Annotated in this window: 13 protein-coding genes and 1 pseudogene; 7 read left to right on the forward strand and 7 right to left on the reverse strand. The window is 73.0% G+C overall.

The features are described from left to right. Positions 1 to 2: 2 nt before the first annotated feature. Positions 3 to 713 (reverse strand): FMN-binding protein, encoded by a 711-nt coding sequence (locus ABZT02_RS04320; RefSeq protein WP_356014060.1) that lies wholly within the window; start codon positions 711 to 713, stop codon positions 3 to 5. A 10-nt stretch (positions 714 to 723) separates the two neighbouring features. Further along, positions 724 to 2064: a ferredoxin reductase family protein gene (locus ABZT02_RS04325; RefSeq protein ID WP_356014062.1), complete on the reverse strand. Its 1341-nt coding sequence runs from the start codon at positions 2062 to 2064 to the stop codon at positions 724 to 726. Between the two features lie 165 nt (positions 2065 to 2229). On the opposite strand from ABZT02_RS04325, the gene ABZT02_RS04330 reads away from it, so the two are divergent. The 3 genes from ABZT02_RS04330 to ABZT02_RS04340 are packed head-to-tail and all read left to right on the forward strand — an operon-like array spanning position 2230 to position 5427. Next, entirely contained in the window at positions 2230 to 2919 is a 690-nt protein-coding gene (locus ABZT02_RS04330) for a response regulator transcription factor (protein WP_329268591.1), read from the forward strand. A gap of 5 nt (positions 2920 to 2924) precedes the next feature. Beyond that, complete coding sequence (locus tag ABZT02_RS04335; protein ID WP_356014580.1) at positions 2925 to 4373, forward strand: HAMP domain-containing sensor histidine kinase; 1449 nt, start codon at positions 2925 to 2927, stop codon at positions 4371 to 4373. A 52-nt stretch (positions 4374 to 4425) separates the two neighbouring features. Continuing rightward, positions 4426 to 5427 carry an NAD-dependent epimerase/dehydratase family protein gene (locus tag ABZT02_RS04340; protein WP_356014063.1) on the forward strand — a complete coding sequence of 334 codons (1002 nt, stop codon included), beginning with the start codon at positions 4426 to 4428 and terminating at the stop codon, positions 5425 to 5427. 81 nt (positions 5428 to 5508) lie between these two features. Here ABZT02_RS04340 and ABZT02_RS04345 read toward each other — a convergent pair whose 3' ends face one another. Together ABZT02_RS04345 and ABZT02_RS04350 are read right to left on the reverse strand one after the other, a co-directional pair. Continuing rightward, positions 5509 to 6621 carry a HAMP domain-containing sensor histidine kinase gene (locus ABZT02_RS04345; protein WP_356014065.1) on the reverse strand — a complete coding sequence of 371 codons (1113 nt, stop codon included), beginning with the start codon at positions 6619 to 6621 and terminating at the stop codon, positions 5509 to 5511. 3 nt (positions 6622 to 6624) lie between these two features. Further along, positions 6625 to 7338, reverse strand: a complete 714-nt coding sequence (locus ABZT02_RS04350; RefSeq protein WP_356014067.1) for a response regulator transcription factor — start codon at positions 7336 to 7338, stop codon at positions 6625 to 6627. Positions 7339 to 7441: 103 nt separating this feature from the next. On the opposite strand from ABZT02_RS04350, the gene ABZT02_RS04355 reads away from it, so the two are divergent. The 3 genes and pseudogenes from ABZT02_RS04355 to ABZT02_RS04365 all read left to right on the forward strand — a co-directional run. Next, complete coding sequence (locus ABZT02_RS04355) at positions 7442 to 8146, forward strand: glycosyltransferase family 2 protein (RefSeq protein ID WP_356014069.1); 705 nt, start codon at positions 7442 to 7444, stop codon at positions 8144 to 8146. Further along, positions 8143 to 8751, forward strand: coding sequence for a DUF2064 domain-containing protein (locus ABZT02_RS04360; protein WP_356014071.1), 609 nt, complete (start codon positions 8143 to 8145; stop codon positions 8749 to 8751). The genes ABZT02_RS04355 and ABZT02_RS04360 overlap by 4 nt, the downstream gene beginning before the upstream one ends. A 422-nt stretch (positions 8752 to 9173) precedes the next feature. Continuing rightward, positions 9174 to 9416, forward strand: a pseudogene (locus ABZT02_RS04365) (methyltransferase domain-containing protein); the annotation flags it as partial. A 182-nt stretch (positions 9417 to 9598) separates the two neighbouring features. Here the strand turns inward: ABZT02_RS04365 and ABZT02_RS04370 are convergent. Beyond that, a complete protein-coding gene (locus ABZT02_RS04370; RefSeq protein WP_356014073.1) occupies positions 9599 to 10036 on the reverse strand; it encodes a hypothetical protein in 438 nt (145 codons plus the stop codon). Next, positions 10036 to 11280 carry a molybdopterin-dependent oxidoreductase gene (locus tag ABZT02_RS04375; RefSeq protein WP_356014074.1) on the reverse strand — a complete coding sequence of 415 codons (1245 nt, stop codon included), beginning with the start codon at positions 11278 to 11280 and terminating at the stop codon, positions 10036 to 10038. The genes ABZT02_RS04370 and ABZT02_RS04375 overlap by 1 nt, the downstream gene beginning before the upstream one ends. A gap of 114 nt (positions 11281 to 11394) precedes the next feature. On the opposite strand from ABZT02_RS04375, the gene ABZT02_RS04380 reads away from it, so the two are divergent. Then, on the forward strand, positions 11395 to 12756 hold the full coding sequence (locus tag ABZT02_RS04380) for a hypothetical protein (RefSeq protein WP_356014076.1): 1362 nt from the start codon (positions 11395 to 11397) through the stop codon (positions 12754 to 12756). A gap of 51 nt (positions 12757 to 12807) precedes the next feature. On the opposite strand, the gene ABZT02_RS04385 is transcribed toward ABZT02_RS04380, so the two are convergent. Continuing rightward, positions 12808 to 13953 (reverse strand): NlpC/P60 family protein, encoded by a 1146-nt coding sequence (locus ABZT02_RS04385; RefSeq protein WP_356014078.1) that lies wholly within the window; start codon positions 13951 to 13953, stop codon positions 12808 to 12810. Between the last annotated feature and the right edge of the window lie 42 nt (positions 13954 to 13995).

The following is a 13995-nucleotide window of genomic DNA, read 5'->3' on the forward strand; positions in this document are numbered from 1 at the left end:
GATCAGCCCTTCGCGTCTATCGCGGCCTGGAGGGACTCCTTGTAGGCGTCACTGGTGATGGTCGCTCCGGACACCGTGTCGATGTCCGCGCTCTGCGCCTCCAGGGTCTCCGCGACCAGCTTCGGCACGGCGGCCTCGGTCTGCGGGTGGTTCGGCTGCTGGAGCATCCTCACCGCGGTGATCTTCGTACCGACGAAGGTCGCCTGGACCTGCACGGGGCCCTTCTCCGTGCTGAGGGCCGAACCGTCAACGGTCCGGGAAGACGCCTCGGAAGCGGACGCCGAGGGCGGGGCCGACGCCGTCTTCGCGTTGTCGTCGATCGTGGCCTGGAGGGACTTTTTGTACGCCTCACTGGTGATCGTCGCACCGGACACCGTGTCGATGTCCGCGCTCTGCGCCTCCAGGGTCTCCGCGACCAGCTTCGGCACGGCGGCCTCGGTCTGCGGGTGATCGGGCTGCTGGAGCATCTTCACGGTGGTGATCTTCGTACCGTCGAAGGTGACCTGGAGCTGGACCAGGCCCTTCTCGGTGTCGATCGTCGAGCTCGTGACGACGTTCGTACCGGAAGCGCCGGATGCCCCGGAAGACGACGAAGAGGAAGAGGGCGCCGGCGTGGTGGCCTGGACGGTGGAGGAGTCGGCCGACGGCTGGTAGAGCCACACGGGGACCAGGCCCGCGATGCTCAGGACGACGACAGGGATGGCTCGTTTCACGGTCAGTTCCTCATCCCGCCAGGCTGAAGCGCTCGAAGTGGATCTGCGGCTTGGGCACGTCCAGCTCGCGCAGGCTGCCCAGGACCGCGTTCATCATCGGGGGCGGTCCGCACAGGAAGACGTCCCGGTCGGCGATGTCGGGCACGAGACGCGCCAGTTCGGAAGCCGCCAGCCTGTCGGGCACCGGCGGGCCGGTGACCAGGTGGAGTTCGGCGCCCTTGGTGAGCGCGAGGTCGCGCAGCTCGTCGTAGAGGACGGCGTCCCGGTCGGAGCCGACCCGGTAGATGACGACGGTGTGGCCGTGCACCTCCTCCAGGAGGGCCCGGATGGGGGTGACGCCGACGCCCCCGGCGATCAGGACCGACTCGGCGCGGGTGCGGTGCAGGGCGGTGAAGGCGCCGTAGGGGCCCTCGGCGAAGACGCGGGTGCCGACCTTGACGTGCCGCAGGGCGGCGCTGCCCTCGCCGACCGCCTTGGCGGTCAGGCGCAGGGTCCGGCCGTCGGGGGCGGCGGACAGCGAGAAGGGGTTGGCCTGCCACCAGCGGTCGGCGGTCAGGAACCGCCACAGGAAGAACTGTCCGGCGCGGGCGGGCAGTTGGTCGAGGTCCTTGCCGCTGATGTAGATCGAGACGACGTTGTCGCTCTCGGGGACGACGGCCGTGACCCGGAACTGGTGGCGCCAGTTGCGCCACAGCGGGAGCACCGCGCGGCCCAGGACGACCGAGCCGAGGGCCACACCCCAGACGCCGTACCAATAGGCGGTGGCGGCGGACGAGGACGTGAAGGTGGTGCCGACGGAGACCTGGTGGGTGAAGGCCAGCACCACGGCGACGTAGGTGTACAGGTGGATGAAGTGCCAGGTCTCGTAGGCGAGGCGGCGCCGGGCGTAGCGGGCCGAGACCGCGCCGATCACGAGGATCAGGAAGAACGCGACGACGGCGCGGAGCACGCCCTCGGTGGTCTCGGCGAGGTCGACGATCTCGCCGATGGGGCCGACGTCCGTCCCCTGGGCGTAGCCGAAGGAGATGAAGACGACGTGGGCGAGGAGCGTCCACAGGAGGCCGAAGCCGGTCCAGCGGTGCCACGAGGTGAGCCGGTCCATGCCGATGCGGCGGTCGAGCCAGGGCAGACGGGCCACCAGGACCAGCTGGAAGGCCATCACGAGCGCGGCGTACAGACCGGTGAGGCGGCCGAGCACGATGAGCGCGTTGGAGGCGAAGCCCGCCTGGGCGAAGAACCAGGCGACCACGGCCGCGTTGGCGGCCAGCACGGCGTAGAGCCCGGTGCGGGCCACCACCCTGGGGCGTTTGATCGCCGTGGGGGGCGCAGGGGGCGATTGGACGGTCGTCACGGGTCGTAGCTCCTTGGTCGGGGCCTCTGGATAACCGGGTGGACAATCGAGCTTCTCCGGCCGGAGCTGTCGATCAGCTGTCGTACAACTTTCAAGAGCTTATCGATGTGTGTGCGGGCCCCACCCCGCTCTGGCTTTCCGGGCGCTGTGCAGCACTATGAGCGGGTGGAAAAAGTACGACTCCTCGTCGTGGACGACGACCCGCCGATCGCCGATCTCGTGGCGACGGTCGCCCGCTACGAGGGCTGGGAGGCGGTCACCGCCAACTCCGGTGAGGAGGCGCTCAGCCGCGCCGCCGAGTTCCGTCCGGACATCGTGGTGCTCGACCTGATGCTGCCCGACCTCGACGGCTTCGGTGTCCTGGACCGCCTGCGGCGCTCGGGCACGATGGTGCCCGTGGTGTTCCTCACAGCCCGGGACGCGGTCGCCGACCGGGTCGCGGGGCTGACCCGGGGCGGGGACGACTACCTGGTCAAGCCGTTCGCGGTGGAGGAGCTGATGGCCCGGCTGCGGACCGTGCTGCGGCGCAGCGCCGGGCCCGGCTTCCAGCGCTCGGTGCTGCGGGTCGCGGACCTCACGATGGACGAGGACACCCGCGAGGTGCGGCGCGGCGACAAACTGCTCACGCTCACCCCGACCGAGTACGAAGTGCTCCGGTACCTGATGCGCAAGTCGCCGACCGTGCTCACCAAGGCGCAGATCCTCGACCACGTGTGGGAGTACGGCTTCGGCGGCCGCTCCAACGTCGTCGAGCTGGTCGTCAGCCGGCTGCGCCGCAAGCTGGACGACACGGGCGAACCACTGATCCACACCGTGCGGGGCTTCGGGTACGTCATCCGGCAGGCGGCGGAATGAGGTCGTTGTCCGGCCGGGTGCGGTCGGCGTACCGGCGGATGCGGCTCGGTACCCGCCTCGCGCTGGGGCTCGGGGCACTGGCCCTCGTGGTGTTCGCGGTCGTGGGCACCGCGCTGACCACGTACATGCGGGACTATCTCTCGGCCCAGCTCGACACCCAGCTGGCGCAGGCCCAGATCGCCCAGTCCAAGAGCATCGCGGACTACGGCACGCTCTCGGGCAAGAAGTACTACAGCTGGTTCTACGCCGTGTACGACGTCTCCGACGGCTCCCCCGAGCTCCGCAAGCCCGAGGACCCCGGTGACCTGCCGCAGGACGTCGACGACTTCACCGCCCTGGCCGGGGCGCAGACCGCTGCGCACACCGAACTCCTGAGCACCACGCACCTCAGCGGCGTCGGCGACTACCGGCTGCGCGCCTGCGAGGTCGAGCCGGGGGTGGTCCTGGTCAGCGCAGCGCCGTTGGAGGACATCGACGACACCGTACGGCGGCTGATCACCGTCCAGGTGATCGCGTTCGGGCTGGCCCTGCTGGCGCTCGTGGTGGTCGGCCGCAAGCTGCTGCGGCGCGGTCTGAAGCCGCTGAGCGACATGGCGTCCACCGCGCACGGCATCGCCCTGCACGACCTCACCGAGACGGCGTCCCGGCTGCCGCTGCGCGCCGACAAGCGGGGCGGCGGTCCGGAGGTCGAGGAGCTGCGGACGGCGTTCAACACCATGCTGGAGCACATCGACGACTCGCTCGCGGTCCGCGCGGAGGCCGAGCAGCGGCTGCGCCGGTTCGTCGCGGACGCCTCGCACGAGCTGCGCACGCCTTTGATGTCGGTACGGGGCTACGCGGACCTCTTCCAGTACGCGGCCGCCAACGCCCCCGAGGAACGCGACAAGCACCTGGCGAGGCTGCGCGCCGAGGCCGCCCGGATGGGGTTCCTCCTGGACGACCTGCTGCTGCTCGCGCGCCTTGACGCGGCGGAGGTGGAGACCCCGCTCAGGCCCGTCGAGGTGGATCTGGTGGAACTGGTGGAGCACGCGGCCGACGCCTTCCGCGCGAGCCACCCGGACCATCCGCTGTCCTTCGAGGAGGGCCCGCAGGCACTGAAGCTGCGCCTCGACCCGCAACGCGTCCGCCAGGTCCTCGACAACCTCCTCACCAACGCGGCCGTGCACACCCCGGCGGGCACGGAGGTGTCGGTCGGCGCGCGGGTGCGGGACGGGCAGGCCCAGGTGCGCATCGCGGACGCGGGCCCCGGTGTCCCGCCCGCCGACCAGGAGCGGGTCTTCGACCGCTTCTACCGCGTCGACAAGGCCCGCAGCCGGGACCGGGGCGGCAGCGGACTGGGCCTCGCGGTGGCGAGCTCCCTGGTCCGGGCGCACGGCGGCACGATCGAGCTCCGCAGCGAGCCCGGCTCGACGGTCTTCACGGTGTCGCTCCCGCTGAGTCTTACGAAGCCGTGACGTGCGAGCGCGGCACGGCCGTCCGGGCCGGTCGCGCCCCTAGCGTGAGGGCATGCGCGTACTGGTCACCGGCGGTGCCGGTTTCATCGGGTCACAGATCGTCGAGGCGCTCCTGGCACACGGCCACGAGCCCCTCCTGTACGACGTCCGGGCCGACCCGGCGTCCGACGTACGCGATCCCGACGCCGTCCGCCGCGCCCTGACCGGAGTGGACGCGGTGTGCCATCAGGCCGCGATGGTCGGGCTGGGCGTGGACTTCGCGGACGCCCCCGACTACGTCTCCCACAACGACCTCGGTACGGCGGTCCTGCTCGCCGCGATGGCCGAACTCGGGGTGCGGCGGCTGGTGCTCGCCGGGTCGATGGTGGTGTACGGCGAGGGCCGCTACACCTGCGCCCGGCACGGGGCCGTACGGCCGGGTCCACGTGCCGTCACCGACCTGGACGCGGGGCGCTTCGAACCGCCGTGCCCGCGGTGCGGCGCGGACCTCTCGCCCGGTCTCGTCGGCGAGGACGCGCCGGTCGACCCGCGGAACGTGTACGCCACGACCAAGCTCACCCAGGAGCACCTGGCGGCGTCCTGGGCGCGGGCCACGGGCGGTTCGGCGGTGGCGTTGCGCTACCACAACGTGTACGGGCCGGGCATGCCCCGCGACACCCCGTACGCCGGCGTCGCCTCCTTCTTCCGCTCCGCGCTCGCCCGCGGCGAGGCCCCGCGCGTCTTCGAGGACGGCGGTCAGCGCCGGGACTTCGTCCACGTACGGGACGTGGCGGCGGCCAACGTGGCGGCGCTGGAGGCGAGTTCACCCACGGGCGCGCTCACCTCGTACAACACGGGCAGCGGCGAGCCGCACACGGTCGGCGAGATGGCCCACGCGCTGGCCGAGGCGTACGGCGGTCCCGAACCGGTGGTCACCGGGGAGTACCGCCTCGGGGACGTACGGCACATCACGGCGGACTCGGCGCGGCTGCGGGCGGAGCTGGGGTGGAAGGCGAAGGTCGGATTCACCGAGGGGATGCGGGAGTTCGCGGGCGCCGGGATGCGGGACGCGTAAGCCCACTTGGACCGGTGGTGCCGCCCGTGAAAGAAAGCGGCCGCGGGCGGTACCACCCTTTTTTTCTCGCAGGCGGCCTGTTCAGAGGGCCGCCGTCGGCAGCACCACCTCGAAGCGGCAGCCGCCGGGCACATTGCGTACGGTGGCCCGGCCCGCGTGGGCCTCCACGATGCCCCGGACGATCGCGAGGCCGAGTCCCGCCCCGGCGGGGGGTGTTCGGGCGTGCGTGCCGCGCCAGCCGGTGTCGAAGACGCGGGGCAGGTCCTCCTCGGGGATGCCTCCGCAGCCGTCCGTGACGGACACGACGACACCCTCGGCACGACGCTCGGCGGCCACCGCGACCGTGCCGTCGGCGGGGGTGCGGCGGATGGCGTTGACGAGGAGGTTGCCCAACACACGGCTCATCTCCTTGCCGTCCACCTCGACCGGCACGGCCGCCACGCGGTCGCCGACCAGCCGTACGCCGTGCTCGCGGGCCAGTGGGTCGGCGCCCGCCAGCGCGTCCGAGACGAGGTCGTACAGGGAGATCCGGCTCGGGCTCAGCGCCAGCGCCCCCGCGTGGATACGGGACAGTTCGAAGAGGTCGCCGACCATGTCGTTGAGGCGTTCGACCTCGGTGCGGATCTGCCTCAGATAGCGGGCGGGGTCGGCGGCGACGCCGTCCTCCAGGGCCTCGGACATCGCGCGCAGCCCGGCGAGCGGGGTGCGCAGGTCGTGGGAGATCCAGGCGACGAGTTCACGCCGGGAGGACTCCAGGGCGCGTTCGCGCTCCCGGGACTCGGCGAGTTTGGCGCTGGTGGCCTCCAACTCGCGGCTGAGGTCGTTGAGTTCGGCGGTGGTGGGGCCGCCGGGCGAGGTGAAGTCGCCGCCGTCGCCGAAGGAGCGGGCGGCGAGCGCGAGGGCCCGGCTGCGGGCGCTGACCCAGCGGCCGAGCAGCAGGGCGGTGGCCAGCGAGACCACGGCGGCCATCAGGACGACGGTCGTGACGACCCTCAGGTCGTGCCCGGACAGGAACATGGCCTGCGCGACCGCGAGGGTCCCGGCCAGCATCGCGGTGACACCGACGGCGGCGACCACGGTGAGGTGCAGGGAGAGCGAGCGGCGCCGGATCAGCAGCAGCACCCAGGCGCCGAGGAGACCGGCGGCGACGGCGCCGAGGAAGGCGTAGAGGGCGATGAGGAGGGTGTCGCGCACGGGTCACACCTCCGTCGGTGAGCCGTCGAAGCGGTAGCCGACGCCCCATACGGTCTGGATCAGTCGGGGCCGGGCCGGGTCGTCCTCGACCTTGCCGCGGAGCCGCCGCACATGGACGGTGACGGTCGACAGGTCACCGAAGTCCCAGCCCCACACCTCGCGCATCAGGTCCTCGCGGCTGAAGACCCGGCCGGGATGGAGCAGGAAAAAGGCGAGGAGGTCGAACTCCCGGATGGTGAGGGCGAGTTCGGTGCCGTTCTTGAGGGCGCGGCGGGCCGCCGGGTCCAGCGAGAGACCGGCGGCGCCCAGGTGGCCGGCCTGCTGGGCGGGCCGGGAGCGGCGCAGCACGGACTCGACGCGCAGGACCAGTTCGCGGGGGCTGAAGGGCTTGGTGACGTAGTCGTCGGCGCCGACCTCCAGGCCCAGGATGCGGTCGTCCTCGTCGCCGCGGGCGGTGAGCATGATGACCGGGACGGGCCCGCGGCCCCGCATCCGGCGGCACACCTCCAGGCCGTCCATGCCGGGCAGCATCAGGTCGAGGACGACGAGGTCCGGGCGGTGGGCTGCGGCGCGGGCGAGTGCGTCGGGGCCGTCGGCGGCCCGGTCGACCAGGTATCCGGCCCGGTCCAGGTAGCCGGAGACCACCTCGGCGACGGTGGGGTCGTCGTCGACGACGAGGACCCGGGGCCGGGTCTGTGCGTACTGCTGCTGCTCCATGCCGCCAGCCTCGCACCGCGCGCGCGAATGTGCCGCCGACGGCCGCCGACGTCCTTGTTTCGTAAGGAGCCGGTGTCCGGTTTGCCCGGTTCACATTCGTAGGGTGAAAGCTGTGACGACCCCCTCAGTGAACGAACCCGCGGCGTCCGTCGACGTCGTGCTGCCCTGTCTGGACGAGGCCGGGGCCCTGCCATGGGTGCTGGAACGCATCCCGCCCGGCTGGCGCGCGCTCGTCGTCGACAACGGCTCCACGGACGGCTCCGCCCGCATCGCCCACGCCCTCGGCGCGACCGTGGTCCGCGAGGAGCGGCGCGGTTTCGGCGCCGCCTGCCATGCGGGGCTGACCGCCGCCACCGCCGACATCGTGTGCTTCTGCGACTGCGACGCCTCGCTGGACCCCTCGGACCTGGTGCCGTTCGTGGACGAGGTGCTGGCAGGCGAGGCGGACCTCGTGCTCGGCCGGCGTCGCCCGCAGGCCCGCGGTGCCTGGCCGCCGCACGCCCGGGCGGGCAACCTCGCGCTGGTCCGGCTGCTGCGCCGCCGCACCGGGCTGCGGCTGCACGACCTGGGGCCGCTGCGGGCCGCCCGGCGCGAGCCGCTGCTCGCCCTCGGCCTCACGGACCGGCGCAGCGGCTACCCCCTGCAGATGGTGGTGCGGGCGGCCGACGCGGGCTGGCGGATCGCCGAGCACGACGTGCCGTACCACCCGCGCACCGGCGCCTCCAAGGTGACGGGCACCTGGCGGGGCACCTGGCAGGCGGTGCGGGACATGAGCCACGTCCTGAACGAGGCGGAGGTGCGCGCGTGACCACGCTGCTCGTCATCGCCAAGGAGCCGAGGCCGGGGCGGGTGAAGACCCGGCTCACCCCGCCGTTCACTCCCACGGAGGCTGCCGCGCTGGCCGAGGCATCCCTCGCGGACACCCTCGACGTCGTGGCCCGCACCCCGGCCCGGCGCCGCGTCCTGGTCCTGGAGGGCGCACCCGGCCCCTGGCTGCCACCGGGATTCGAGGTCGTACGGCAGTGCGCGGGTGGTCTCGACGAACGGCTGGCCGCGGCCTTCGCGGGCTGCGACGGCCCGGCCCTGCTCATCGGCATGGACACGCCCCAGGTGACTCCGGAGCTGCTCACGGTGGACTTCGCCGACTGCGACGCGTACTTCGGGCCCGCCGAGGACGGCGGCTTCTGGGCACTGGGTCTGGCGGAACCGGACCCGTCCCGGCTGCGCGGAGTCCCCATGTCGACGCCCCACACCGGCGCGGCCCAGCGCGCCCGGCTGACCGGACTGCGGGTGCGGGAGCTGCCGCCGCTGCGGGACGTGGACACCGCGTCCGACGCGGAACTGGTCGCGCGGGCGGCGCCGGGCGGACGGTTCGCGGCGCAGCTGGCACGGCTCACGGAGGTGGTGCGGTGAGGGGGCCGCGGGCCGGCGTCGCGACACGGCCCACCACGGACACGGCACCCGTGCGGCCGGACGGCGAGACGGGGGCCGCCGGGCCCGAGGCGGGCGAACCTCTCCCACGCGGCGATGCCGACAGCCCACGGCCGGGGACGGACGGGATCGGGCACCAGCGGAACACCGGTCCGACCACCACACGGCGCGAGCCCCGCCGACCCACCTCGGGCGCGGACGCCGGGGTCGACAGGCATGCGACGGACGGCACCCGCGACGACGGCACCTGGTCCGCCGACCCCTACACCCGGGCCCTCCGCACCGGCCGGGGGCCTCTCTACCTGCGTCGCTCCGACGGATGGCTGCTCCCGCTCGAACTGGAGCGTTGGTGCGCCGCCGCGGATGCCGCGGACCTGGAGGTGCTGCGGCGCTGCGAGGGTGCGGTGCTGGACGTCGGCTGCGGTCCGGGGCGGCTCGTCGCCGCGCTCGGGGCCCGTGGCCGGCGGGTCCTCGGCATCGACGTGAGCGAGGCGGCCGTCGCGCGGACCGTCGCGCTCGGCGGGCAGGCCCTGCTGAGGTCCGTCTTCGAGTCCCTGCCCGGCGAGGGCCGTTGGGGCACCGCGCTGCTGATCGACGGCAACGTCGGCATCGGCGGCGACCCACCGGCCCTGCTCGACCGGACGGCGCGACTCCTCAAGCCCGGCGGCCTGTTGATCGCCGAGACGGTCACCGGCCCGGACCTCGACGAGCGGGTCCAGGTGCATGTCACCGACGCCCGTGGCGCCGTCGGGAGCCCGTTCCCGTGGGCCCGGCTCGGCACCCCCGCCCTGCTGCGGCACGCGGCCCGCACCGGCTGGACGCCCGTGGATCAGTGGACGGCGGGCGGCCGTTCCTTCGTCGCCCTGCGCCGCCGTACGACGAGGACGACGGCCGAACCGCCGAAGAGCGCGGCCGTCACCAGCAGCCAGCGGGCGAGGAAGCCGTCCGGGGACAGGCCGGTCGCCGAGGCGTAGCGGTCCGCGACCTGCCCGCTGATCAGCGGGAACCACACGAGCAGGAGCAGCAGGGAGAGGGCGGCGGGGACCCGGACGTACAGGACGTGCCGCCCCGCCGTCCTCACCAGCGCCCGGTCCGCCGCCGCGTACAGCGGCAGCAGCACCAGGTCATGGAGAACGGCCGCGCCCACGAACCACAGCGCGACCCCGAACAGGTCCCCCGCCAGCAGCCGCACCCCCGCATAACCGGCGAGGGCGAACGAGCAGACGAGCAGCAGGAGTTGGAGAGGGCTGCCGAGAGGGATCCGCATCACAGGTCTCCGAAGGTCAGCCGCGCCACCCACTTGGTGTTGAGCACACCGGGCGCCGCGGGCACGATGATCCGGGCCGGGTGGCCGTGGTCGGGGGTCAGGTCCTCGCCGTTGACGAACAGGGCGAGCAGGGACCGCGGGTCGGCGACCTGGTTGGCGCGCAGGGCGGCCCGCCGGAAGGCGCCGTGCCGTTGCAGCGACTCCACGAAGAGGTCCGGCGGATCGTCCTCGTACCCGACGAGCGCCGCGAGGTCCCGCAGCCGCACCCCGCGCCACCACTGGTCGGAGGTCGACCAGCCCTCCACACAGGCGATGGGCAACGCGGAGCTGTGCAACGGGAGGTGGAGGAGATCGGCGCGAGCGAGGCGAACGGTACGGCCGTCACGGCCCGTGACGACCAGCCGCCACGCCTCCTCACCCGTCTCCGCCGGGTCGATCCCCGCGTACGCGGCGGTCTTGTTGATCTGGAAGCCGCCCGGCCCGGCCCCGGGCTCGGCGCCGCCGTGCGGGGCGAGGAGGGCGGTCCGGCGCAGGACGCCGTCGAAGTTCTGCCCGGCCGTGGTGACGAACAGCAGCAGCGACCCGCCGCCGACGAACCAGAGCGCCCCGCGCCGCGACACCGTCGGCTCGACCGGGTCCGGTGACACCGACCCGGTCCGCTCCTCCCGTGGTTCCGGACGTTCCCGGAGTCGGCGGAGATTGCGGAGCGCGAGCGGCGTCTTCAGCACGGCATGGGCGACGAACGCGGTGAAGAACACCCACGCCCCGTAGAAGTGCAGCGGGTAGAAGGAGCCCGGGAAGACGTAGTCCAGCTGGACGTTGAGCACCCCGGTCACGAACTCGAACAGGGCACCGCCGACCAGCAGCAGCAGCGAGAGCCGCTCCAGGGCGTGCGCGAGCGAGCGCGCGGGCGGCAGCGTGAACAGCTTCGGCACCACCGACCACAGCTTGGCCAGCAGGACGGGGATCAGGGTGATGCCGAGGGTGACGTGGACACCCTGGTTCAGGCGGTACAGCCAGTGCGGGTCGGTCGGCCAGGAGAAGAGGTAGAAGCCGAGGATTCCCTTGTCCGGGGTCTTGTCGTTCACCGGCGACAGACCCGGGTTGTAGGCGGCGTACGACAGCAGGCCCGTCACGAACAGCAGCGTGATGCCGCCGAGGAGCACGACCCCGAGGACCGAGGTGAGCCAGGGGCCGCGCAGCGGGCTGCGCCAGAAGGAAGGTGCGAAGGGAGACCGTGCCATGCCCAGACGGTAGGCCCGCGCCACCTTGGAAACCGGCCCGCGAACCATGACGAAAGTCTGACGTCGTCGCATGTCAGCCGTCCGGAGGCGATCGTGCGGCCTAGCGTCGTCCGGGTGAACCGGGACCTCCTTCGTGACCTGTACGCGGCCGTGTGCGCCGCGCTGCTCGTGTCGGCCGCCGTACTGGTCGGCAGGGCGATCCAGCACCGGAACGGCTCCCTGCACGTCGACTGGCCGCCCCTGCTGGCGAGTTGGGATCCACATGTGGGCCCCGGCACCCCGGCCGCGGTGATCGTCGCGGCCCTCGTGGTGGCGTACGGCCCCTCGCTCGCCGCGCGGCTCACCTGGCGCCCGCTGCTGCTCGCCGTCTGGGGCGCGGGCATGGCCTGGACCTGGTCCCTGGCCCTCGTGGACGGCTGGCACCGGGGTGTCGCCGAGCAGCTCACCACCAGGAACGAGTATCTGCGGGCCGTCGGTCACTTCCACGACATCCCGGCGGCGCTGCGGGACTTCACCCGGCACATCCTGATCGACTCGCCGGACAACTGGGGCGCCCATGTCGCCGGGCATCCCCCGGGCGCGACCCTCACCTTCGTCCTGCTCGACCGGGTCGGGCTCGGCGGCGGGGGCTGGGCGGGGACCTGGTGCATCACCGTCGGCACGACCGCGGCGGTGGCGGTCCTGGTCGCCGTACGGGCCCTTGCCGACGAGTCGCTCGCCCGCCGCGCCGCGCCCTTCCTGGTCCTGGCCCCGGCCGCGGTCTGGGTGGGCACGTCGGCCGACGGGTACTTCGCGGCGGTGGCCGCGTGGGCGGTGGCCCTGCTCGCCCTCGCGGTGCGGGGGCCGCGGCCGACGCTGTACGGCCTCTGCTCGGGGCTGCTGTTCGGGCTGACCGTCTATCTGTCGTACGGCCTCACACTCATGGCCGTCGTCGCGGGGGCGGTGCTGCTGCTGGGCCGGGGCTCCTCCCGTCGGCCCCTGGTGTTCGCCCTGGCCGGTTTCGTGGTCGTGCCGGCCCTGTTCACCGTGGCGGGGTTCGACTGGTGGGAGGCGTACCGGCTGCTGGTGACGCGGTACCACCAGGGCGCGGGCGGGGTGCGGCCGTACGGGTACTGGGTGTGGGCGAACCTCGCGTGCACGGTGCTGATCGTGGGGCCGGCGACGGTGGCGGGGGTGCGGAGGGCTGTCCTTCGGCTGCGGCACGGCGGGGGCCGGTCGCGCGGATCCCCGCGCCCCTGGAGCCAGTGGTCGGACCGTGGCGATCTCCGGCTCTGCCTGCTGGTGCTCAGTGCTCTCCTCGCCCTTCTCCTCGCCGACCTGTCCGGGATGAGCAAGGCGGAGACCGAGCGGATCTGGCTGCCGTTCGCCGCGTGGCTGCTGCCCGCGTGCGCCTTTGTGACGGGGGCGCGGGGCTGGCTGGTCGGGCAGGCCGTACTGGCGCTGCTCCTCAACCATCTGTTGCTCACGGGGTGGTGAGGGCCCGTCGGGGCCGGCCGTGCACGGCCGGCCCCGTCGGGAGGGGACGCGTCAGCAGGTGGCCACGCCGTCCAGCCAGGCCGGGCCCTTGATGTAGATGTTGGTCAGCCACGAGCCGTCGGTCAGCTTCGACCAGGCGTCGTTGGTGTAGCCGTCGGCCGTCACCTCCTGGGCGTGCTTCTGGCAGACCACGTTGACCGTGGTCGGCTGGGCGAAGTAGTCGACCACGCCGGCGTTGACGTTGGGCTCGCTGTGGGTGCGCACTCCGGTGCCCCAGGTCTGGAACGCCTTGCTGCCGCCGGAGGGCGGCGGGGTGCTGCTGCCGCCGCAGTCCGGGATGCCGGGCAGCCAGGCCGGGCCCTTGATGTAGATGTTGGTCACCCACGAGCCGTCGGCGAGCTTCGCCCAGGCGTCGTTGGTGTAGCCCTCGGCGGTCACCGTCTCCGCGTGCTGCTGGCACTGGACGGACACCTGGGTCGGTCCGGCGAAGGTGTCGACCACGGCGGAGCCCACGCTCGGCGACCGGTGCGTACGCACGCCGGTGCCCCAGGTCTCGAAGACCGTGCCCCCGTCGGCGGGCGGCGGGACGGGGGTGCCGGAGCCGTTGACGCGGATCGCGCCCGCGTAGTCGCCGCCGGTGCGCACGGACGTGACCCTGATGTGGGTGCCCGACTCGTAGGCCTCGACCATCTGTCCGCCGCCCAGGTACATGGCGACGTGGTGGATGTGGCCGTTGCCCCAGAACATCAGGTCACCCGGCAGCAGCGGGGCGGTGCCCTGCCCGGCGGAGAACCGGGCGGAGGCCTGCGAGCTGTGGAACTGGTCGTCGGCCGTGCCGTTGAGCAGGTCCTTGCCGGTCGCCCGGTAGTAGGCGTACCGCATCAGGCCCGAGCAGTCGAAGCCCTTGCGCTCGCCGTCGTGGAGGCTGTCCGGGTCGGAGCCGTCGTAGAAGCCGTAGCTGGCACCGGGCGTGGCCGCGTGGCCGCCGCCCCAGCTGTACCAGACGCCGATCTGCGAACAGGCCGCGTCGACGGCGGCCTGCGCGGTGGCCGAGGCGCCGGGCGCGAGGACACCGCAGGTGGCGTCCGCGGCGGCCGGGGCGGCGTGCGCCGGGGCGGAGAAGAACGCGGTGAGCGCCAGCGCCGAGGCGCCCAGGATCGCGCCGCTGGTCCGACGGCGCGTGCTGATGGTGTTCAAGGACTCTTCCTTCGTCGAGGAGGCGTCAGCGTGATGGCCGTG

The organism is Streptomyces sp. NPDC005402 (genome assembly GCF_040606575.1).
In the GTDB taxonomy this organism is placed as follows: domain Bacteria; phylum Actinomycetota; class Actinomycetes; order Streptomycetales; family Streptomycetaceae; genus Streptomyces.

Bases quoted from the DNA above. Each gene is read 5' to 3' on its own strand.
- ABZT02_RS04375 (WP_356014074.1), bottom strand. From the start codon at position 11,280: ATGGCACGGTCTCCCTTCGCACCTTCCTTCTGGCGCAGCCCGCTGCGC.
- ABZT02_RS04340 (WP_356014063.1), top strand. From the start codon at position 4,426: ATGCGCGTACTGGTCACCGGCGGTGCCGGTTTCATCGGGTCACAGATC.
- ABZT02_RS04350 (WP_356014067.1), bottom strand. From the start codon at position 7,338: ATGGAGCAGCAGCAGTACGCACAGACCCGGCCCCGGGTCCTCGTCGTC.
- ABZT02_RS04370 (WP_356014073.1), bottom strand. From the start codon at position 10,036: ATGCGGATCCCTCTCGGCAGCCCTCTCCAACTCCTGCTGCTCGTCTGC.